Genomic DNA, 18775 nt, shown 5'->3' on the forward strand with positions numbered 1-18775 from the left:
TGGCCAAGGGGCCTTTTCAGGTGTCAGATGGCACGTATTTTCCAGTTCTGCGGGCCGGGAATGAATCGTATGGTCAGAGAAACCAGTCGTTCCAATAAAGAGGCAGGGAGCCTGAACAAAATCGTTTTACACCAATAGAATAGCGTACGGATTAGGCATTCAGCCGGGAATTGGATTTTATTCGGTCCCTGCTTTTATTGGAGTGTGTTTAAAAATTTAAAATTTGGGGCAGCGCATTTGCATCGGCGTTGACGATTCGTTCGGCAGGCGCCAGCCAAAGCGCACGAGCGTCGAAAAGAACGAGTCGTTGTTTCGCTGCTGGCCACGCTGTTCGCCGTTGTCGGGACGGGAATTGGAGCTATAGCCGCGGTAATAAACCTGCTTTGCTACCGTAGCGTTTTCCGGCGTCAGGTATTTGTCAAACAAAGCGGGATCGATGTAGGTCGAGCTCACATCATCGATATAGTCGGTAAAGGTTTTGCGGTGAAGCACTTCGAGGCCGATATACATCTGGTCAGTCAGGTAGTACTTGGCACCAAAACCCATGGGCACTTCTCTTTGTGTAAGACTGTACGGTGTCCGCCCGGCGTATTCAGCCATTCCCTGGCCTTCGGTGTGCAGGGGCTGAAGGTCTACCCAGCGTTGCGTGCCGTTGGGTGCGTAGTATACTGCCTGCGGATTGAATTTGAAAAATCCTATACCAATCAGCCCATAAGGGCGAAGCTTGCCGGCAAGCCCGTCGTATTGCTCCATGAAAACCGTCGGGTAAAGTTCGATGGCGGCGTATCCTTCTGTCATTGTGGAGCGGAAATGCAAATTCCGTGCTTTCCGGAATGTTTCAAAACCGCCTTTATCGCTGATCAGGCTGTCGGCACCTTCCAGCTGTCCCGAGTTAAAGGCAAGGCGAAAGCCGAACCAGTCGACGGGGTAATAATTCAGGTAAAAGCCTTTGCAAAGCTTGGTCAGCGAGAGGTTCACGTCTTTCACCAATGTCGTTCCCTTTCCGTAGTTGCCACCCAGGTCGCCAAGAAAAAATAGCGGGCCGAGGCCAACGCCGACCTCCACATTGCGATAGGCGACCGATTGTGCATTGGACAAAAAGGAAAAGGAAACAAAGGTTATGAGGAAGACTGTACGGATTGCGTGTACAATTGTTCTCATGGGATTTGGATTTTCGTTTGGATTACTAAACGAAAGTAACCGCCCACTAATTAATTTACAAGCAACTCGTAAAGAATCATTGAATTCTCAGTACTTGTGCGTCGTAGATCTACGATGGTTGTTTTAGCATGTAAATGTGCTCGATACCATCTTCCAGGTAAACCTCGCTGACCTGCTGAAAGCCGAATGACTCGTAAAAGCGTTTGAGGTAAAGTTGCGCCCCGATCCTGATCGGCCCCTGGCCAAATAACCGGTAGCAGGTATCGATGGACGTTGTCATCAGTTCGCGGCCGGCGCCATGGCGGCGCACAGCCGGTGAAGTAACAACCCTTCCGATGGAAATTTCAGGGTAAATGACACCGGGAGGCACCAACCGTGTGTAGGCGACAAGTTTGTTGCCGGTCATTCCCATCAGGTGGTAGCACACCTGGTCTTTATCATCGGCGTCCTGGAAAACGCAGTTCTGCTCCACCACGAAAACTTCGTTTCGAAGCTGCAGGATGGCATAGAGCTCAAACGGAGTCAATACCTCAAATTTTTTTAAGATCCAATCGGTATGCATCATAAACTGGATTAACGGCTTGGTGCCGGAACAACCGGCAGGCTTTCGTTGCCGGTTTCATTCACCGTCTGCACAGCAAAAAAATAGTTGTCTTTTGAGTAGGGCAGTTGCGCCTGTGTCTCGGTGGTAAAAATTTTCTTTTGCCAGACAGGGCTGGTCGTTTCCCGCATCAAAATATAATAGCCTTTCGCCTTCCCTGTTTTGGGTGCCTGCCAGCTGAGGACCGTATAGTTTGTCAGGTTTTTTACGTCCACTTTTACGTCCTGCGGCATGGATGGCGCCTTGGCCAAATTGGCAAGATTGCTCAGGTTCATCGCCGTGTTTTTGCGCAGGTATTCAAAGTCCATGAACTGCGGCAGGTCGCCATATTGAATGCCGTTTTCCATCCGAACATTCTGGTGCTGGTGATAATAATTTTCATTCATTTCGGTGATGCGCACAGCGGCATAGCCATTCTCGACATAGGGAGTGTGATCGCCGCCGCGCAGAAACCGGTCGTTGCGATAGATCATCACCACCTGCAGGTTGTCAACATAGCGTTCGCCCACTTCTTTCACGTAGCGGGCCAGTTGCCTTGCCTTCCCGTCATTTTCCAGTCCCAGTTGCCGGATCGCCTTGCCGGCCTTGTCCAGTTCAAATGCCGGCAGGCCCTCACTGAACACACGAATCCGGGTGTTGTCTATAATGTTGGTTTGGCTGGAATTATTGCTGCCCATGATATCATTGTTCAGCACAGCCTCGATGTTCCAGGCCTCTTTTTTTGCCTTGTTTGCCATGAAATTTGCTCCCAGCAGCCCCTGCTCTTCGCCACTGACAGCGACGAAAATCACCGTTGCCGGGAAACTGTGACGGCTCATCACACGGGCACATTCCAGCACGGCGGCTGTGCCGCTGCCATCGTCGTTGGCGCCGGGTGCATCGCCGGTTCTATCCATTACACTGGTGCGCATGTTGTCCAGATGACCACTGATGATAAAAATGCGGTTGTCGGCAGGGTCGGTGCCTTTCAACGTAGCTACCACGTTTCCGAGGTTAATGGCAGAATCAACCCGCTTGCCGTCGGGACCATAGGTCGTTGTATCGATCAGGGCAGTTAAGCGGCCATTCGATGTTTTGGCAAACTGGCTGAAGCGGCTCAATACCCAGTTTCTGGCTGCACCAATTCCCCGTTTGGAATCTTTTTGGGTGCTCAACGTATTTCGTGTGCCGAAAGCAACCAGCGTTTTGATGTAGGATTGCAGCGAGTCGGCCGACACTTCTTTGACCATGTTTTCAATTTCCGGGTCTCGTTGCACAACTGTTTGCCCCAAAGCAGTAACAGCGAATCCATGGACGGCAATAACGAACACCAACAGTTTTCTCATGCGTAAATTTTAGGGTGCTAAAATTAAGGACTCGCTGCCTTTGGCGCTTTTCTTCTATTTTTAATTTTAAACTTTTGCAGATCCCTGATGAGACAGTCTTTTTTACTTGCCCTTCTTTGCCTTGCTCTTTCGCCATTTGCGCAAAAGAGACCGGAAAGCATCGCCATTGTCGGTGTGGGCGATGTGATGCTGGGCACGACATACCCCGGCAATTCCCTGCCCCCCGGCGACGGCCAGGGTGTATTGACAGCCGTGACACCCTACCTTAAAAAGGCCAACCTGACCTTTGGCAATTACGAAGGGGCTTTGTTCGACGGTACCGGCGTGCCGAAAACCTGTGCCGACACAACGCGGTGTTTTGCGTTTAAAACACCGGAACGATACGCCGCCCACCTGCAAAGTGCCGGCTTTTCGGTGATGAGCGTGGCCAATAACCACAGCGGTGATTTTGGTGAGGAAGGACGGGTGCGAACCGTGGCCGCCTTGCAAAAAGCGGGCATTGCCGCCTGCGGCACCGTAAAGCAGCCCTACACGATCGTGGAAAAAAACGGCGTGAAATACGGCATTGCGGCCTTTGCACCCAACAAGGGCACACAGGATATCAACGACTATAAATCGGCAGGTAGGATCGTCGCGACACTGAGCCGCCTTTGCGACATCGTGGTGGTTTCGTTTCACGGTGGTGCCGAAGGCGCGGACAAGCAGCATGTGCCCCGGCAACCCGAGTGGTTTTTGGGCGAAAACAGGGGGGATGTGTACCGCTTTGCGAGGGTAGTGATCGACTCCGGCGCCGACGTCGTGTTTGGTCACGGGCCGCATGTGTCGCGGGCCATAGACCTGTACAAGGGTCGGTTCATTGCATACAGCATGGGCAATTTTGCCACCTATGGCAAGTTTAGTTTGAAAGGCGATGCCGGTATTGCGCCGATCGTGAAAGTTTATGTCGACAAAAAAGGACAGTTCCTAAAGGGGCAGATCATTCCGATCCGGCAGGTTGGCGCCGGCCGGCCGCGGCTGGATTCGTCCGGGGCCGTTGTGCAAAGAATCAGGGCGTTGACGGCGCAGGATTTTCCCGAATCGTCGCTGGTCATTCATTCAGACGGTGCCATCAGGCACAGGCCAAAAAAGAAAGAGAAACAGGCAACATGACGATTCCCCCTACCGCTATTGCCACTATTACCTGGGCCAGGAACCCTGCAGAAGAAGTCCTGTTGCTTTCGGCGATCAGGGAGCTAACAGCTTTCGGGTTGCCCCTGTTCGTGACCGACGGTGGTTCTTCCGGTGCATTTACCCGGGAGTTGCGATCGATGCCGCAGGTCCAGGTAAGCCAGTCAAAAGGGTTGTGGCCGCAGGTGAAGAACAGCGTAACGAAGGCCGTACGGTCCGGCGCTCAAACCATATTTTATACCGAGCCGGATAAACTTGCTTTTTTCCGTAACCATTTGCCGCAACTGCTGGCAACAAAACAAGCGGGGGAGAAGACAGGTGTCGTGCTGGCATCGCGTACGCCCCAGGCGCTGTCGACATTTCCTCCTTTCCAGCAAATGACGGAAACGACAATCAACAACTGCTGCGCAGAGATTACAGGGAACGTAACTGATTATTGCTACGGGCCCTTCCTTTTTTCCAGTCGCCTTCTTTCCTGTCTCGATGCCCTGCCGGAAAATTGCGGTTGGGGATGGCGACCCTTCCTGTTTGTCATGGCTCATCGCCTTGGGATGGAGATTGACCTGTTTCAGGGCGACTTTGTTTGTCCGCCCGATCAGCGGGAGGATGATGCCACTGAACGGATCTACCGCATGAAGCAACTTTCGCAAAACATCGACGGGATTGTACTGGCAACGTCCCAACTGTTGGTCTAATCATCTGCCATCGCTGGCCAGTAGCTTCCAGTTCCAGGCGACCATGACCCACTCAATGCCATCCGGCGCAGTATAGTGGTGGATGTCGGTAAAACCGATCCGCTCGTGTGCACGAAGCGAACGAAGATTGGTGGCGGCAATTTCCGTGACCGCAAAATCGTAGCGGCCTTGCAGCGATTTTCGGTAATACGCGTAACATGCGTCAAGAACGCCTTTGCCCCTGTATGGCCTGGACACGCAGGCCTGACCCACAACCACATAGTGAAAATCGGAAACCGTCCTGCCGGCAAAAGGTACATGACCGAACAGCTCAAACATCGGTTGCAGGATTGGAATTTCATTTGCGGACTCCGCTGTCATGACGAGGAGGTAAGCGATCACGTAGTCGTCATCTTTTGCGATGATGTGCGGTTCAATTTCATTCAGCGTCTTCAACTGTGCTTCGCTGTGTTCAACGGTTACAAAGCCCTGTGCGCTTTTTTCTTCCCTGCTGAGTGCCGACGGCAAATTCTCCCGTTGCAATTGCAAAATGGCTTTCAGTTCTTCGTCCGATTCAGCACGTTTATAATGGACCATGGCTTGTACAAAATGAAAGGGTCAGTAGCCGTATTTGTTGTTCCAAAGGCTTTTTAAAAAGCGACGCAGCTCGTCTTCCCGCGGGTTTTTGCCCGGATCGTAAAAAGTAGTGCCTTTGATTGCGTCGGGTAAAAATTCCTGCTCGGTAAAATTCTTTTCATAGCTATGGGCATACTTGTAGTTCTTGCCATAGCCCATTCGCTTCATGAGTCCCGTCGGCGCATTGCGGATGTGCAGCGGTACCGGCAAATCACCCTGCTTTCTGACCATGTCCAATGCTTCTTCAATGGCCATGTAGGATGCATTGCTTTTGTGGGAGGAGGCCAGGTAAGTAGCACATTGCGCAAGGATGATCCTCGACTCGGGGTAGCCGATCTTGTTCACCGCTTCGAAACAGGAGTTGGCAAGAACCAGAGCGGTGGGATTGGCGTTGCCGATGTCTTCGGCAGCAAAGATCACCATGCGCCGTGCAATGAATTTTACGTCTTCACCGCCCTCTATCATGCGGGCCAGCCAGTAGATGGCGCCGTTTGGATCGGAGCCCCGCATGGACTTGATAAAAGCCGAAATGATGTCGTAGTGCTGCTCGCCGCTTTTGTCGTAAAGGGCAATGCGCTGCTGGGCGATTTTCAACACGTCCTCATCGGTTATGATAATTGTTGCATCTTCTGGTTGGGCGTCAACAACAATTTCAAACAAGTTCAACAGCTTTCGTGCATCACCGCCGGACAAGCGGATGAGTGCTTCGGTTTCCCTGAGCTCGATCTTTTTTGTGCGCAGCCACTCGTCCTTTTCCATTGCCTGGTGAAGAAGCTGCACGAGGTCGTCCACTTCCAGCGGCTTCAGCACGTATACCTGGCAGCGGCTTAATAAGGCGCTGTTGACTTCAAAAGAAGGGTTTTCCGTGGTTGCACCGATCAGGGTAACAATTCCTTTTTCAACAGCCCCTAACAATGCATCCTGCTGGCCCTTGTTAAAGCGGTGAATTTCGTCGATAAACAGGATGGTGCCTTTTTCTTCCTGGGCTGCTGCAATGGCCTCCCGAACGTCTTTTACGCCGGAACTGATGGCGCTGAGCTGGATAAACGGAACGTTCAGCGTGTGGGCGATGATGTTGGCAATGGTGGTTTTGCCCGTACCCGGCGGACCCCATAAAATAAGCGACGGGATTTTGCCTCTCTCGATCGCCGACCGCAAAATACTGCCTTTGCCGGTGAGGTGCTGCTGGCCTACCAGTTCATCAAGGGTTTGCGGACGCATGCGTTCCGCCAGGGGAGCTGCTGTTTGCATATGTAAAAAATTCGAAGGTCAAAGGTAAAGTGGGCTCTCGTGAAGCAGGAATGGTTCTGCATATTACGGATTTGCCCGGAAGATGCGCTTGCATTTACTTTGCGCTCTTCATACGACTTTATGAACGATTATACCATCAATGTGGCACAGGTTGAAGAATTGCAGACCATCCGCAATGTCGATGAACTGGAAACAATCTTTACCCGTGCAAAAAGCGCTGTCGTCAACGGCGCAAAAGTGATCCTGGTAAGAAAAGAGGCCTCCGGCAAGATCAATAAATTCGATGCAATGGATACACTGGAAGACCTGGAAAAATACCGCGAACGTGTTTTTCGCTACCTGTAAAAAACAAACGTCAAAATTCAAAAGCTTCCCTGTGTTTAGCTTTGAATTTTGACGTTTGAATTTGCCTTTGTCAGATTTCCTTACTCAGAAAAAACCTTTACACTCCGCTCGACAAATGCCGTCAGGTCGGCGCCTTTCAGCATGCCTTGCGAAAGAAGCGCCAAATCAAAGGCCTGCTTTGCTAGTTGCGTGGCGTGTGCTTCATCGCTCTGGAGAATCTTTGTTACCAGTTTGTGATTGGCGTTGATGGTAACCTTGTAGCTGTCGGGCAGGTTGCCGTAGAAGCCCATACCGCCACCGCCCATACGGGCCATGTCTTTCATGCGGCGCATCCACTCTTCCATGGTAATGGTCACCGGCATTTCTTCGGACGAAAGGCTTTCCACTTCTACCTTCATGTGACCGTTGCCGATCGCCTTCTCAAAAACTTCTTTCACCTTTTTGGTTTCGTCTTCCGTGAGCTGGTGCGTTTGTGCATCGTCTTTTTCGATCAGCTTGTCCATTACGTCGGCATCCACCCGCTTGAAGGAAACTTTTTCCAGCTTCATTTCCAGTTGCTGCATTAAGTGGTTGTCGAGCGGCATGTCCATCACCAGCACATCGTAATTGCGCTTTTCGGCCGTAACGATGTAGCTGTGCTGCTTTTCCGCGTCGATGGTGTAGAGATAGATGGCTGTGCCGTTTTTGTCGGTTTGAAAATCCTTCACTTTGGCGTTGTATTCTTCGAGGGTAAAATGTTCGCCTTTGGTGTTGGTGAGGAGCGCAAAGTCCTTTGCCTTTTCGTAAAACTTCTCCTCGGTGATCATGCCGTACTTCACAAACAAGCCAATGTCTTTCCATTTTTCCTCATAAGCCTTGCGGTCTTTTCGGAAGAGTTCGTTGAGCTTGTCGGCCACCTTGCGGGTGATATAGCTGTTGATCTTTTTCACGTTGCTGTCGGCCTGCAAAAAGGAACGGCTGACGTTCAGCGGAATGTCCGGTGAGTCAATCACACCGTGCAGCAGCATTAAGAATTCCGGCACGATATCCTTGACTTCGTCGGTAATGAAGACCTGGCGGGAGAAAAGTTTGATCTTGTTTTTTTGCAGCTCAAAATCATTCTTCACCTTGGGGAAGTAAAGTACGCCGGTCAGATGGAAAGGGTAATCAACGTTCAGGTGAATCCAGAACAGCGGCTCTTCCGACATCGGATAGAGTTCGCGGTAAAATTTCAGGTAGTCTTCATCTTTTAATTCAGAAGGCTGCCTGGTCCAGATGGGCGTGGTGTCGTTGATGATGTTGTCCACTTCCACATCCCTGAACTTCGTCTTTCCTTCTTCGTCTACGCCATCTTCTTCGTGTTCTGTCTTGGTGCCGAACTTGATGGGCACAGGCATGAACTTGCAGTATTTCTCGAGGATGCCCTGCAGCTTCCATTTGTCGAGGAACTCTTCGTTTTCGCTATTGATGTACAGGATGACATCGGTGCCCCTTTCTGTTCTGTTGCCCTCGGTAATCTCAAACTCGGTGCTGCCATCGCAAACCCAGCGGGCCGGCTCGGCGCCTTCCTGGTAGGAGAGGGTTTGGATCTCCACTTTATCCGCTACCATAAAAGCGGAATAAAAACCAAGACCAAAACGGCCGATGATCTCATTGGCGTCTTTGGCTTCCTTGAATTTTTCCATGAACTCCGTCGCGCCGGAAAACGCAATCTGGTTGATGTACTTTTTGATCTCTTCGGCTGTCATTCCAATTCCACGGTCAGACACCGTGATGGTTTTGGCTGTTTCGTCCAGCGAAATTTCAATCTGCAGGTTTCCCAGCTCCTTGTTGTATTGCCCGAGAGAAGAGAGACGCTTTACTTTTTGCGTGGCATCAACGGCATTGCTTACCAGTTCCCGCAAAAAAATCTCGTGATCGGAGTAAAGAAATTTTTTAATGATGGGAAAAATATTCTCCGTGTGAATGGATATCGTTCCTTTTTCCTGTACCATAATAGATTATTTGTAAAAATGATTTTTGAACAGCCTTTCCACTATCAATGCCTGTTCCAGTGTAAAGGTAATTGCCACATTGACAGCAAAAGGGCTTTTTCGCTTGTTTTTCAGTCACCTGCGAAACAAACCGGCAGTCGGAAAACCGCCACAGAACGACAGCGACCTGAACAAATTGCAGTTAATTTTTCTAAAAAAAATTTTCTATACAAATCGACTTCTGGCATTTGTGGGCATACTAGTTGCATTGGAGAACGTGAAATTTTTTCATTGCTAACAAAAAAACACGAAATATGAAAAAGACGTTTCTGGCGATGCTCCTGGTAGGAGGTACTATGTCGGTGTTTGCGCAAAACACGCAGACCAATCCGACAAATCAAAGCACAACAAATCCCACTACGGCTCCGACAACAACGCAGCCGACAACTACACAACCGACTTCAACACCCACTGATCCATCTACAACAACGAGCAGCATGGCCACTGACACTGTCCGGCCCACAGGGGCGCCTTCTGCAACAGGCAACTGGAACGGCGTTAGTGCCAGCACTTCCTGGACTCCGGAAACAGCACCGGCTTATAGCTGGAACAACTACGGTAACTGGCAGAACATGGGCAGTGTGTATCCCACTGGCAACGCAAATCTGAACAACAGCAGCAACATGAACAATACAGCTGCCAATGGCGCCCTGAATTCAACTGGTTCTTACAGTGCTTATGGTGGCACGGCCGTTGCCAACCTGCCTGCCAATGTTCAAATGCGTTTCAACCAGGATTTTCCAACTGGAGCCAACAACCAGTTTAGCTGGAACCAATACGGCGACTGGTTCCATACGCATTACTTGAGCAATGGCCGCCTCTGGCAATACTATTACAGCAAACGCGGTGATGGTTATGCGCTGGTACTGCCGGTTGTTCATACCTATGTGCCGGAAAACATCATTAACAATGCAATCCAGAAGTATGGTACCAACCTGTATTCAATTGGTATGGTAAAAACCAACAGCGGTAACAGTGCTTACCAGGTAGGTTTGATCCAGAATGGACAATTGAACATGCAATACCTGGATGATAACGGTGCGACCGTAGCGGATGTTTGGAGAACAGAAGACAGCACCGGCATGAACTCCATGCAGAACAATGCAGCCATGGATAGCAGTGGCTCCATGAATGCACAGCCCTCAACCGGTAATGAAACCATGAGCAGCAGCACGGACTCTAACATGAACAATAGCGATGCGAACAAGGAAAAAACAAAAGTAAAAGTGAAGCATGCCGACGGCTCGATTGACAAGATCAAGACCAAGAATGGCCAGTTGAAAGTGAAGTCAAAGCCTTCAACAGACAATACGAATAACGAACAGCAATAAGAATTCGTTTTACAAAAAAGAACCCGGCGGATGCTGGGTTCTTTTTTTCATGGTTGTACAATACAGTAGGGGACTGACCGTGTATTGTATTGTTTCAAAAATTTGGTGACCGGAAAAAAATAAATGATGGACAAAAACATTGACAGGCATTTGGATGTGCCGGCGGAAGCCAACCGCGATAAACACATGAATTATTTGGATGAAGAAAGCAGGGATGAAAACCATTCAGGTGACGAACGCACGAGCCATACAAAGGAAGAGCAGGATCGCCGCAGGGAGTGGGAAGAAGGATTGAAAGAAGGCCGACAGGCCGCATCCAAAAACAACGACTGATGTTACCGGAATACAAAGAATCCACGTTTGAAGAGCAGGATCTCCATTGCCCTAATTGCCAGTGGAAAGGAAAGGGCTATGATGCCGTGGTGATTGACTTTTTCGGCGTTGTTGGTAACAAAGAAGTTCATTGTCCCAACTGCGACGAAACCATCGGCATCATCCTGAAAGACGAACATGAGTCACCGGGTGAAAGTACCGATGACGTCAATATACAAGCCGACTAGCTTTCTTTACCTGCCGTTGTAAGGAGTCTTTCTTCGATAACCTGTTGAAACGTCTTTTTTGGTATCGCACCTTTCTGCATCATCGGCGCACCTTCCATGGGAATGAACAGGAGTGTCGGAATACTTTGGATTCCGAATAACATGGATAATTCTGATTCCTTGTCGGTGTCGATTTTGTAAATTAGTACCCGTCCTTCGTATTCCTTCGACAACTCTTCCAGTACAGGGGCAACGGCCTTGCAGGGCCCACACCAGTCGGCATAAAAATCAATGATGGCCGGAAGTGTGCCCTTGTATTTCCAGTTTTCTTCTTTCGCGTAATCAAAGATGTTCTCTTTAAATCCGTCGGCTGTTAATTGAATTGTGGCCATTCTTTTCTTTTTTCCTGTACCAGAATCAGGCCAGTGAAATTCCATGAGCGGCAACCTCTTCGTTTCAGCGAAGCCGGAAAACAGTTCGATGCTGTTAAGTTTGCACAAATTTATCTGCACAATGTTTTCGCAATTTTTCTTCAGAGCCATTTTGGTGCCTTTCCTGCTTTTTACCGGCCTGGCTAATGCCCAGGACAGTTACCGGTACAGCGTCGATCTGAACAAGCTGACCGATGATAAATTACAGGTGGAGTTGCTGACGCCCCGGGTAAAAGGCGCAACGGCTGTTTTTGCTTTCCCAAAGATCATTCCCGGTACCTACGCCATCAGCGATTACGGGAAATTTATCAGCAATGTAAAAGCGTTCGACAAAGCGGGTAAAGCGCTGGCCGTAACCAAACAGGGCGAAAACCAGTGGAAGATCAGCGGCGCAGCAGCCCTGGCAAGGATTAGCTATACAGTTGAAGATATTTTCGATACACGCCAGAAACACAACGTGTACCCGATGGCCGCCACCGACTTTGAAAAAGACAGTGTGTACGTGTTGCATACACCGGGTGTATTCGGCTTTATCGATGGACTCAATAAATTGCCGTTTGAGGTCACTGTACAAAAGCCCTCGCAGTTTTATGGCGCTACGGCGCTGGTGCCGCAACACACGACGCCGTCGCAGGATGTCTTCCGCGTAGACAACCTGGACGAGCTTTACGACTCGCCAATCATGTATACCCGGCCCGATACGGCGACCGTGCAGGTTGGCAATGCGCAGGTATTGGTTTCGGTATTTTCACCCAACCATAAGCTCCACGCCAAAGAGATGGCCGGCTGGATGAACGACCTGCTGCTGGCCGCCAAAAATTACCTCGGTGGGAAATTGCCCACGGATCGCTACGCTTTTCTTTTTTACTTCCGCGACAGGGCTGCCAATCACTCGTTTCCTTACGGACTGGGTGGTGCACTGGAACACAACACGTCTTCGTTTTACTACCTTTTCGAGGCAGAGCCGGCGCAGATGAAAGACAGGCTCGTCGACATCGCTGCGCATGAATTTTTTCACATCATTACGCCGCTGACCATCTCGTCGAAGGAAGTCAAAGAATTTAATTTTAATGAAGCTGTGTTGTCCAAACACCTCTGGCTTTACGAAGGCGTTACCGAATACACGGCTCACCACGTACAGGTAAAATACGGTCTCAACACGCCGCAGCAATTCCTTGACAAGCTTTCGGAAAAAATTACAAATTCGCGAACGCAATTCAACGACACGCTTTCGTTCACCACGATGAGCAAGGAAAGCGCCGGTAAATACAAGGACGAATACAACAACGTGTATGAAAAAGGCGCTCTTATTGCGGCGGTGCTCGACGTCTACCTGCTGCACCTGTCGGATGGAAACTACGGTCTTCGCAACCTTACTTACGATCTTGGCATCCGGTTTGGCAAGGAGCGCTATTTCAACGATGATTCCCTGTTCGATGAAATCGGCAAACTGACCTACCCGGAGATCAAGGCGTTTTTACTGAAGCATGTACACGGCGGCGAGCCCATTCCCTACGACTACTACTTTGGCCTGGCCGGCGTGAAATTCTCACCCGTATCGGAAAATAAAACCATGAGTTTCGGTGGCTTCTCGGCCGACGTTAATGACAAAGGACAATTGGTCGTTGGCAAGTCTTCGAAACTGAATGAGTTTGGACAGAAATTGGGGTATCACACCGGCGATGTTTTATATGCGTTCAACGGGGCATCCATCACCCCAACCAACTTTGGCCTTGTGATAGACAGCCTGCGCAAGGTGCTGAAAGAAGGCGAGCCTTTCGAAGTAAAAGTGGGACGACTGAATGCCGAAGGAAAAGAAGAACCGATGACCTTGCGCGGAGTGGTAACCATGGTCACAACCACGGAAAAAAATAAACTGGAATTCATCCCGTCACCGTCCAAAAAACAGGAGCTGGTGCGCAAAGCCTGGCTGACACCAGCCAAGCCGGAATTGGCAGCAACCTACGAAGCCAATTCAGCCGATGTGGCCTCGATCGACGCCTTGCTCAAAGCAACGTACGAGGTCATCAGCGGCCCGGCCGGTGCCCGCAACTGGCAACGTTTTTACAGCTTGTTTTTACCCGAAGCACGGATGGGTGCCTCGATGCAGCGACCCAATGGCACGACGGTGTTCCGTTCGTTTACGCCGGCCGAATACCAGCGCAACAATGCGCCCCATTTTTTACAACAGGGTTTTTACGAGGAAGAACTCGGCAGGGATGTTACCGAGTTTGGCAACTTGGCACATGTGCGGTCGGCCTATCAATACCGCTTTGCTCCGGGAGCGAAGGTGGAGCAACGCGGTATCAACTATTTTACCTTGGTGAAGGCCGAGGGCCGTTGGTGGATTTCGCAATTGGTTTGGCAGAACGAAGGAAAGGAAACGCCAATTCCTTCCACGATGATCAAAAAATAAAAACGATTTGAATAATTAAAAAGCCCGGTGTGATTACCGGGCTTTTTATGTTTTTACAGGGAAGTGGTTTGCGACCGTGTTACGCCGGTTGTCGCATTGGCGTTTTCGAGACTGAATGCAATCAGGTCTTCGTTCAATTTTTTGCGGTGGGTGTAAAACAGTCCATGCGGTGCGCCTTCATATACCTTGTACTGGGCGTTCGGAATCATTTCTGCCGTGCGATGGCTGCTGGCTTCAATGGGCACGGATTGGTCGGCATCACCATGAATGATCAGCGTGGGAAGCGTGATGCGTTCCACGTCTGCCCGAAAATCGGTATTGGCAAACGACAGGGCGCATTGTTGTGTGGCCCTCGGCAAGGCAACAGCGGCAAGGCTGCGGTAGTAGTCCAGCAAGGGTGCGCTGACTGGTTTGCTCAGCAGGGTTACCCCAAAGAATTTTTTGCCGAAATCATCCAAAAAGGCGATCCTGTCTTCTGTCATCTGCTCCATCATTTCTGCAAAGATCGACTGGTCCACACCGTCCGGGTTGTCGTTGGCTTTTGCCAGGTAAGGCAAGACGGAACTGACCAAAACAATTTTGGAAACCCGGTCGGTTCCGTAGCGACTAATGTAACGTGCCACTTCACCGCCTCCCATGGAAAAGCCAACAAGCACGGCATTGCGTAAATCCAGGCTCTCCATTAAAGCATGGAGGTCTTCTGTCAGCGTGTCGTAGTCATAACCATCCCAGGGTTTGTCGCTTTTACCAAAGCCACGGCGGTCGTATTTAATCACCCGCAGGCCGGCATTGACGAGGTCATCGATCTGGTATTCCCACATGTCTTTACTAAGTGGCCAGCCGTGAATGAGAACGACGGGCCGGCCCTTGCCGTAATCTTTATAGGAAATCTGCACGTCTTCGCCTGTAGCGGAATCTTTTGCTGTAATGTATTTCATCGTTTTCGTTTTTGCGATCAATACGTCAGGCAGCGAAAATTATTCCGTAGGCAAAGCAGGAACTTTGTTTACCGTTTACACAAGAAGGCAAGGGCCGATTTTGAACAGTCCTCTTGCTGAGTTCTATAATTTGAGAAAGAAAAAGGGCACACCTTATCAGGCACGAAGCGAATCGATTTTAAAATTCATGATCTGCGCAATCGACCGGGCCCGCTGTTTTGCTTCTTCTGCTTTGGGCCCGCTGAAGTTTTCGTCGATGGTTGCCCGGAAAAGTGCCAGCCATTGCGAGAAATGCTTTTCTTCAATCGGCAGCGACAAATGCTTTTGCATGGGATTGCCGTCGAATCCCCGTTCGGCAAAAAGGATGGCATTCCAGAAGGCATACATCCGTTGCAGGTGAGCGGGCCAGGCTGCAGCAGGAATTTTTGAATCAAACACCGGCGAAAGCAGGTTATCGTTCCGCACTTTCCCGTAAAAGGCATCGACAAATGTGCGAATGTCATCCAGGTTTTCTATGTCTCTCATGCGTGGGTATCCTCCAAAGCGGGCAAATCTGCACCCTTTCGCTCAAACTATACGTGATTGTTGTCAGGTTGGACAAATTTTGACGAAAACCTAACAGCTGCGTTGTGCGAAACTTCTTCCGGTAAAGGATGGCCGTTTCGCTGAATAAAATTTATATTTAATCTGTCTATCCCTTGTGAAAACCGGCGCACCCTTGAGGCCTTTTGTAAACACTTCAATTCATGCTCATGGCTTCGCAAAAACACTTTCTGCTAACCGCACAGGAACGAAACCTGAAATCTTACCTGCGACTTCTGTTTTTTATTTATGTGGGCGGCGTGCTGGTTTACCTGCTGCCGGCCATCGGTCTTTTGCCCGCTTTTTTAAAACCCTATCCTTTCCTTATCGACCCGGCTTTTGCCAACAACTCCGTGATTAAAATGGGACTGTTTGCCGCCCTTTGCTTTGTGGCGGCCGGGGACGTGCGGCGCTTTCTTGTGACGGTGGAAGCCATCATGGTGGTGATGTGCCTGGCTGTTGTGTCGGGTGTTATCCTGATCCTGACTGCAAAAAACAACTACGTCATGCAGGTGGGCAATAGCACCCTTTCCATTAAAACCATGTTGTTGTATTCGTCGCTTTTCGATGCGGTCTTGAACGGGATCCTGATCGTCCTGTACAACAAGGCGCAAAAAGCCCGGTACGGCCTGCAATTTTTTACGCCTATGCAGTTCCGCACCTTGCAGGCTCTTTCGGATGTACTCATTGAGGGCGACGAGGAGCTGATCACGGATCGCGAAGTGGCCCTGAACGTCGATCGTTACATGAGTTCCTTTTTGGGCAAAACAAAATGGGTGAGCAAACTGTCGCTGGTTGGAATTGAACTTTACCCGCTTTTCTTTCTGAAACCGGCAACGTCGTACATGCGGCCGGAAGACCGGAAAGCGTTTCTTGAACGGCATTTTTACCAGGACGTGGCCCTGCGGATGGCGCCACCCGTTTTGCGCATGTTGGTGCAGGCCATGATCCGGATGGGAAAACAGCTTTGCTTCATGGGATATTACAACGACCCGCGGGTGCATGCCTCTATCGGCTATGAGCCGTTTTCGCAACGGGCCGACTCCAAAAAGCGGCTGGAAGATTTGCCATACCAAAACAATCAGCCCCTGCAAGTGCTTGCAGAAAAGGACGTGGAAACTGATACCCTCGACTGGGATGGCGTCGTGATCGTTGGTACCGGGCCGGGGGCATCGGTGATGGCGAAAGGACTGGCTGAGCAAAACGTGCCGGTGCTGCTGATCGAACGTGGCGAACACACCGATCCCTCGCAGTTCAACGAAGACGAAATCGACATGGTATCACGCCTGTACGCCGATGGGGCCCTGCAGCTGGCGGCCGACTTCCGGTTCCAGGTGATCCAGGGCAGTGCCGTGGGTGGCTCCAGTGTGGTGAACAACGCCGTCTGTTTTGATACGCCGGATAGTGTGCTGGACCGCTGGAATGACCGCGGCGGCATCGATGCCGGGCTGGACCTTTTGCGTTACAAACAGTGCAATCAGCACGTGAATGAAATGATCGGCGTGAGCCGGATCGACAACACACCCAACACCATGTCGCGGGAAGAATACCTGAACCCCGGCGGAAAAAAATTCATCGAAGGCATTCACAATCTCGGGCTGGATGCGGCGCCCAATGTTGCCAATTCGGTTTCGGCCAACATCCGGCAATGTGTGGGCTGCGGCTATTGCAATATCGGTTGCCGGTGGGGGAAAAAGCTGTCGATGCTTAGCAACATCCTTCCCCAGGCACAAAAGCTTGCCGGCGCCGATAAGTTCCGGATCATCGCCGGGTGCGAAGTGATCAGGCTGAAAGCAAGAGGGGGAAAAATTACGTCGCTCATCGGGCGGTTCCGCAACGGAAGAAAGATTGACGTGCGGGGCAAAACCTTTGTCGTGGCGGCCGGTGCTGTTTCTTCGAGCATTCTTTTGCAGCGGTCGGGAATCGCCGCAGGACGGGCCGGCAAACGCCTTTCCTTCAACGTTGGCTCACCCATGACGGCCGTCTTTCCAAAAGGACAGATCATCAACTCCTACAAGGGGCTGCAGATCTCGCATTACCTGCAAGTCGATCCCAGCCGCGGTTTTATTTTCGAAACCTGGTTTAACCCGCCGATGTTCCAGAGTACCATCATGCCGGGCTGGTGGGAAGACCACTGGAAGAATATGCACCGTTACAACCGCATGGCCTGTACCGGTGTACTGGTTGGCAGCGACTCCAATGCGGAGGTGCGCATCGCCGGCCTTACGGCAAGAGAAGTGCGTTACCAGCCAACACAAAAAGACTTCGATACCCTGCTGGACGGGCTGCAACTGGCCGGGGAAATATACCTGGCAGCCGGTGCGGAAGCGGTCATGCCCAACACCTTCCGTTACCACGAGTATGCGACGGGCGAAGACCTGAAGCGGATGAAATACGACATCAAAGACAACAGTGACATTACCCTTGGTACGGGGCACCCGCAGGGAGGCAATATTCTCAGCCGCGACAAGAGTATTGGCGTTGTGGACGAACAGCTAAAAGTGTATGGATACGAAAACCTGTTCATCGCCGATGCATCGGTTTTCCCAACGGCTGTGGGTGTAAATCCGCAGATCACGGTGATGACCTTTGCCGACTACGCCGTGCCGTTTGTGGCCGAAAACGCCGGTGCCGGCGCCGGTGGTGTAAAAGTCATTACACCCGAACGCGAACCGGTGAAAGATTAATCACTGAAACCAAAACTCTTTTTTATGAACGACATCCTTGGTGCCAACAATTCGCTGCTCGATTATGCGCTAGTGGTATTGCTATACGGCCTGATGTTTCTGCTGATCCGCTATCCCCGGCCGCATCTCGAACTGAATTACCGGACGAACTATTTTTTCCTGGTGATTCTCTGGGCCTTTCTCATGTTCACCGGCAATTACCTCTTTTACCGGCTCGGGGTCATGACGTTTTTGCCCTGGCTGAATAACCTGCTTCATTCCTGTGTATGGGTTGGCCTTTGTCTTGGTTGGTTATATTACTGTGCCCATGAACGGCCGTTGTGGGAGCAGTTTATTCTTTTCGCCTTTACCTCGTTTTTGGTGAAGATGGCCGAACATGCCGTGCTGGGGAGCTGGGCCCGCGACAGTTACCTGGGCATTCGAAACCCTTATGCCTACCTGGTGGTCATGAGCATCGTCGATGGTTTTTATCCCATCATTTCGCAATGGATCATCCAGGCGCTTGGCCGGAAGTCGACGTTTGGAATTTATGCACCGCGATTAGCCTGAGACAGCAGGCCCTCGATCAACCGCTTTAAAAAGGAGAGCCGTTCGCACTGAACGGCTCTCCTTTTGACTGACCTGACTGTCGCTATCTGCTATAAGTCCTGTTCAGATGCGTTTGCAAAAGCGGTAGTGA

Annotated in this window: 18 protein-coding genes; 9 read left to right on the plus strand and 9 right to left on the minus strand. The window is 50.6% G+C overall.

What is annotated here, in order from left to right; genetic code table 11:
* Window positions 1-216: 216 nt before the first annotated feature.
* From D6024_RS11110 to D6024_RS11120, 3 genes are all read right to left on the minus strand, one after another.
* Entirely contained in the window at window positions 217-1161 is a 945-nt protein-coding gene (locus D6024_RS11110; protein WP_121354658.1) for a hypothetical protein, read from the minus strand.
* A 109-nt stretch (window positions 1162-1270) separates the two neighbouring features.
* Complete coding sequence (locus tag D6024_RS11115) at window positions 1271-1726, minus strand: GNAT family N-acetyltransferase (RefSeq protein WP_121354659.1); 456 nt, start codon at window positions 1724-1726, stop codon at window positions 1271-1273.
* Between the two features lie 8 nt (window positions 1727-1734).
* Complete coding sequence (locus D6024_RS11120) at window positions 1735-3087, minus strand: M20/M25/M40 family metallo-hydrolase (RefSeq protein WP_121354660.1); 1353 nt, start codon at window positions 3085-3087, stop codon at window positions 1735-1737.
* Window positions 3088-3174: 87 nt separating this feature from the next.
* Between D6024_RS11120 and D6024_RS11125 the strand changes: the two genes are divergently transcribed.
* Window positions 3175-4236, plus strand: a complete 1062-nt coding sequence (locus D6024_RS11125; protein ID WP_121354661.1) for a CapA family protein — start codon at window positions 3175-3177, stop codon at window positions 4234-4236.
* Entirely contained in the window at window positions 4233-4949 is a 717-nt protein-coding gene (locus D6024_RS11130; protein WP_121354662.1) for a hypothetical protein, read from the plus strand. Before D6024_RS11125 ends, D6024_RS11130 begins: the two co-directional genes overlap by 4 nt.
* On the opposite strand, the gene D6024_RS11135 is transcribed toward D6024_RS11130, so the two are convergent.
* Entirely contained in the window at window positions 4950-5525 is a 576-nt protein-coding gene (locus D6024_RS11135; RefSeq protein WP_121354663.1) for a GNAT family N-acetyltransferase, read from the minus strand. It abuts the gene before it with no gap.
* Between the two features lie 21 nt (window positions 5526-5546).
* Window positions 5547-6815, minus strand: coding sequence for a replication-associated recombination protein A (locus D6024_RS11140; protein ID WP_121354664.1), 1269 nt, complete (start codon window positions 6813-6815; stop codon window positions 5547-5549).
* A gap of 120 nt (window positions 6816-6935) precedes the next feature.
* Here D6024_RS11140 and D6024_RS11145 point away from each other — a divergent pair, with 120 nt between their 5' ends.
* Window positions 6936-7160 (plus strand): hypothetical protein, encoded by a 225-nt coding sequence (locus D6024_RS11145; protein WP_162944706.1) that lies wholly within the window; start codon window positions 6936-6938, stop codon window positions 7158-7160.
* 80 nt (window positions 7161-7240) lie between these two features.
* Here the strand turns inward: D6024_RS11145 and htpG are convergent, their stop codons facing one another.
* Window positions 7241-9133: a molecular chaperone HtpG gene (htpG, locus tag D6024_RS11150; protein WP_121354666.1), complete on the minus strand. Its 1893-nt coding sequence runs from the start codon at window positions 9131-9133 to the stop codon at window positions 7241-7243.
* A 293-nt stretch (window positions 9134-9426) separates the two neighbouring features.
* Between htpG and D6024_RS11160 the strand changes: the two genes are divergently transcribed.
* From D6024_RS11160 to D6024_RS11170, 3 genes are all read left to right on the plus strand, one after another.
* Window positions 9427-10503, plus strand: a complete 1077-nt coding sequence (locus D6024_RS11160; protein ID WP_121354668.1) for a hypothetical protein — start codon at window positions 9427-9429, stop codon at window positions 10501-10503.
* Between the two features lie 126 nt (window positions 10504-10629).
* Entirely contained in the window at window positions 10630-10836 is a 207-nt protein-coding gene (locus D6024_RS11165; RefSeq protein ID WP_121354669.1) for a hypothetical protein, read from the plus strand.
* Window positions 10836-11063, plus strand: coding sequence for a hypothetical protein (locus D6024_RS11170; protein ID WP_121354670.1), 228 nt, complete (start codon window positions 10836-10838; stop codon window positions 11061-11063). The genes D6024_RS11165 and D6024_RS11170 overlap by 1 nt, the downstream gene beginning before the upstream one ends.
* Here D6024_RS11170 and trxA read toward each other — a convergent pair.
* Window positions 11060-11434 (minus strand): thioredoxin, encoded by a 375-nt coding sequence (gene trxA, locus D6024_RS11175; protein ID WP_121354813.1) that lies wholly within the window; start codon window positions 11432-11434, stop codon window positions 11060-11062. The two genes, D6024_RS11170 and trxA, sit on opposite strands and share 4 nt — an antisense overlap.
* Before the next feature lie 121 nt (window positions 11435-11555).
* Here trxA and D6024_RS11180 point away from each other — a divergent pair, with 121 nt between their 5' ends.
* On the plus strand, window positions 11556-13889 hold the full coding sequence (locus D6024_RS11180) for a M61 family metallopeptidase (RefSeq protein WP_121354814.1): 2334 nt from the start codon (window positions 11556-11558) through the stop codon (window positions 13887-13889).
* A gap of 53 nt (window positions 13890-13942) precedes the next feature.
* Here the strand turns inward: D6024_RS11180 and D6024_RS11185 are convergent, their stop codons facing one another.
* Both D6024_RS11185 and D6024_RS11190 read right to left on the minus strand, forming a co-directional pair.
* Window positions 13943-14827, minus strand: a complete 885-nt coding sequence (locus tag D6024_RS11185) for an alpha/beta fold hydrolase (RefSeq protein WP_121354671.1) — start codon at window positions 14825-14827, stop codon at window positions 13943-13945.
* 156 nt (window positions 14828-14983) lie between these two features.
* Window positions 14984-15352 carry a group III truncated hemoglobin gene (locus D6024_RS11190; RefSeq protein ID WP_121354672.1) on the minus strand — a complete coding sequence of 123 codons (369 nt, stop codon included), beginning with the start codon at window positions 15350-15352 and terminating at the stop codon, window positions 14984-14986.
* Between the two features lie 227 nt (window positions 15353-15579).
* On the opposite strand from D6024_RS11190, the gene D6024_RS11195 reads away from it, so the two are divergent.
* Entirely contained in the window at window positions 15580-18096 is a 2517-nt protein-coding gene (locus tag D6024_RS11195; protein WP_162944707.1) for a GMC family oxidoreductase N-terminal domain-containing protein, read from the plus strand.
* 24 nt (window positions 18097-18120) lie between these two features.
* Window positions 18121-18645, plus strand: a complete 525-nt coding sequence (locus tag D6024_RS11200) for a hypothetical protein (RefSeq protein WP_121354674.1) — start codon at window positions 18121-18123, stop codon at window positions 18643-18645.
* Window positions 18646-18775 lie beyond the last annotated feature (130 nt).

This window comes from Flavisolibacter nicotianae, assembly GCF_003628535.1.
Lineage (GTDB): Bacteria > Bacteroidota > Bacteroidia > Chitinophagales > Chitinophagaceae > Flavisolibacter > Flavisolibacter nicotianae.

What these genes read in the sequence shown, in the direction of transcription:
- D6024_RS11110 (WP_121354658.1), bottom strand. Translation starts at nt 1,161, where the DNA reads ATGAGAACAATTGTACACGCAATCCGTACAGTCTTCCTCATAACCTTT.
- D6024_RS11115 (WP_121354659.1), bottom strand. Translation starts at nt 1,726, where the DNA reads ATGATGCATACCGATTGGATCTTAAAAAAATTTGAGGTATTGACTCCG.
- D6024_RS11120 (WP_121354660.1), bottom strand. Translation starts at nt 3,087, where the DNA reads ATGAGAAAACTGTTGGTGTTCGTTATTGCCGTCCATGGATTCGCTGTT.
- D6024_RS11125 (WP_121354661.1), top strand. Translation starts at nt 3,175, where the DNA reads ATGAGACAGTCTTTTTTACTTGCCCTTCTTTGCCTTGCTCTTTCGCCA.
- D6024_RS11130 (WP_121354662.1), top strand. Translation starts at nt 4,233, where the DNA reads ATGACGATTCCCCCTACCGCTATTGCCACTATTACCTGGGCCAGGAAC.
- D6024_RS11135 (WP_121354663.1), bottom strand. Translation starts at nt 5,525, where the DNA reads ATGGTCCATTATAAACGTGCTGAATCGGACGAAGAACTGAAAGCCATT.
- D6024_RS11140 (WP_121354664.1), bottom strand. Translation starts at nt 6,815, where the DNA reads ATGCAAACAGCAGCTCCCCTGGCGGAACGCATGCGTCCGCAAACCCTT.
- D6024_RS11145 (WP_162944706.1), top strand. Translation starts at nt 6,936, where the DNA reads ATGAACGATTATACCATCAATGTGGCACAGGTTGAAGAATTGCAGACC.
- htpG (WP_121354666.1), bottom strand. Translation starts at nt 9,133, where the DNA reads ATGGTACAGGAAAAAGGAACGATATCCATTCACACGGAGAATATTTTT.
- D6024_RS11160 (WP_121354668.1), top strand. Translation starts at nt 9,427, where the DNA reads ATGAAAAAGACGTTTCTGGCGATGCTCCTGGTAGGAGGTACTATGTCG.
- D6024_RS11165 (WP_121354669.1), top strand. Translation starts at nt 10,630, where the DNA reads ATGGACAAAAACATTGACAGGCATTTGGATGTGCCGGCGGAAGCCAAC.
- D6024_RS11170 (WP_121354670.1), top strand. Translation starts at nt 10,836, where the DNA reads ATGTTACCGGAATACAAAGAATCCACGTTTGAAGAGCAGGATCTCCAT.
- trxA (WP_121354813.1), bottom strand. Translation starts at nt 11,434, where the DNA reads ATGGCCACAATTCAATTAACAGCCGACGGATTTAAAGAGAACATCTTT.
- D6024_RS11180 (WP_121354814.1), top strand. Translation starts at nt 11,556, where the DNA reads ATGTTTTCGCAATTTTTCTTCAGAGCCATTTTGGTGCCTTTCCTGCTT.
- D6024_RS11185 (WP_121354671.1), bottom strand. Translation starts at nt 14,827, where the DNA reads ATGAAATACATTACAGCAAAAGATTCCGCTACAGGCGAAGACGTGCAG.
- D6024_RS11190 (WP_121354672.1), bottom strand. Translation starts at nt 15,352, where the DNA reads ATGAGAGACATAGAAAACCTGGATGACATTCGCACATTTGTCGATGCC.
- D6024_RS11195 (WP_162944707.1), top strand. Translation starts at nt 15,580, where the DNA reads ATGGCTTCGCAAAAACACTTTCTGCTAACCGCACAGGAACGAAACCTG.
- D6024_RS11200 (WP_121354674.1), top strand. Translation starts at nt 18,121, where the DNA reads ATGAACGACATCCTTGGTGCCAACAATTCGCTGCTCGATTATGCGCTA.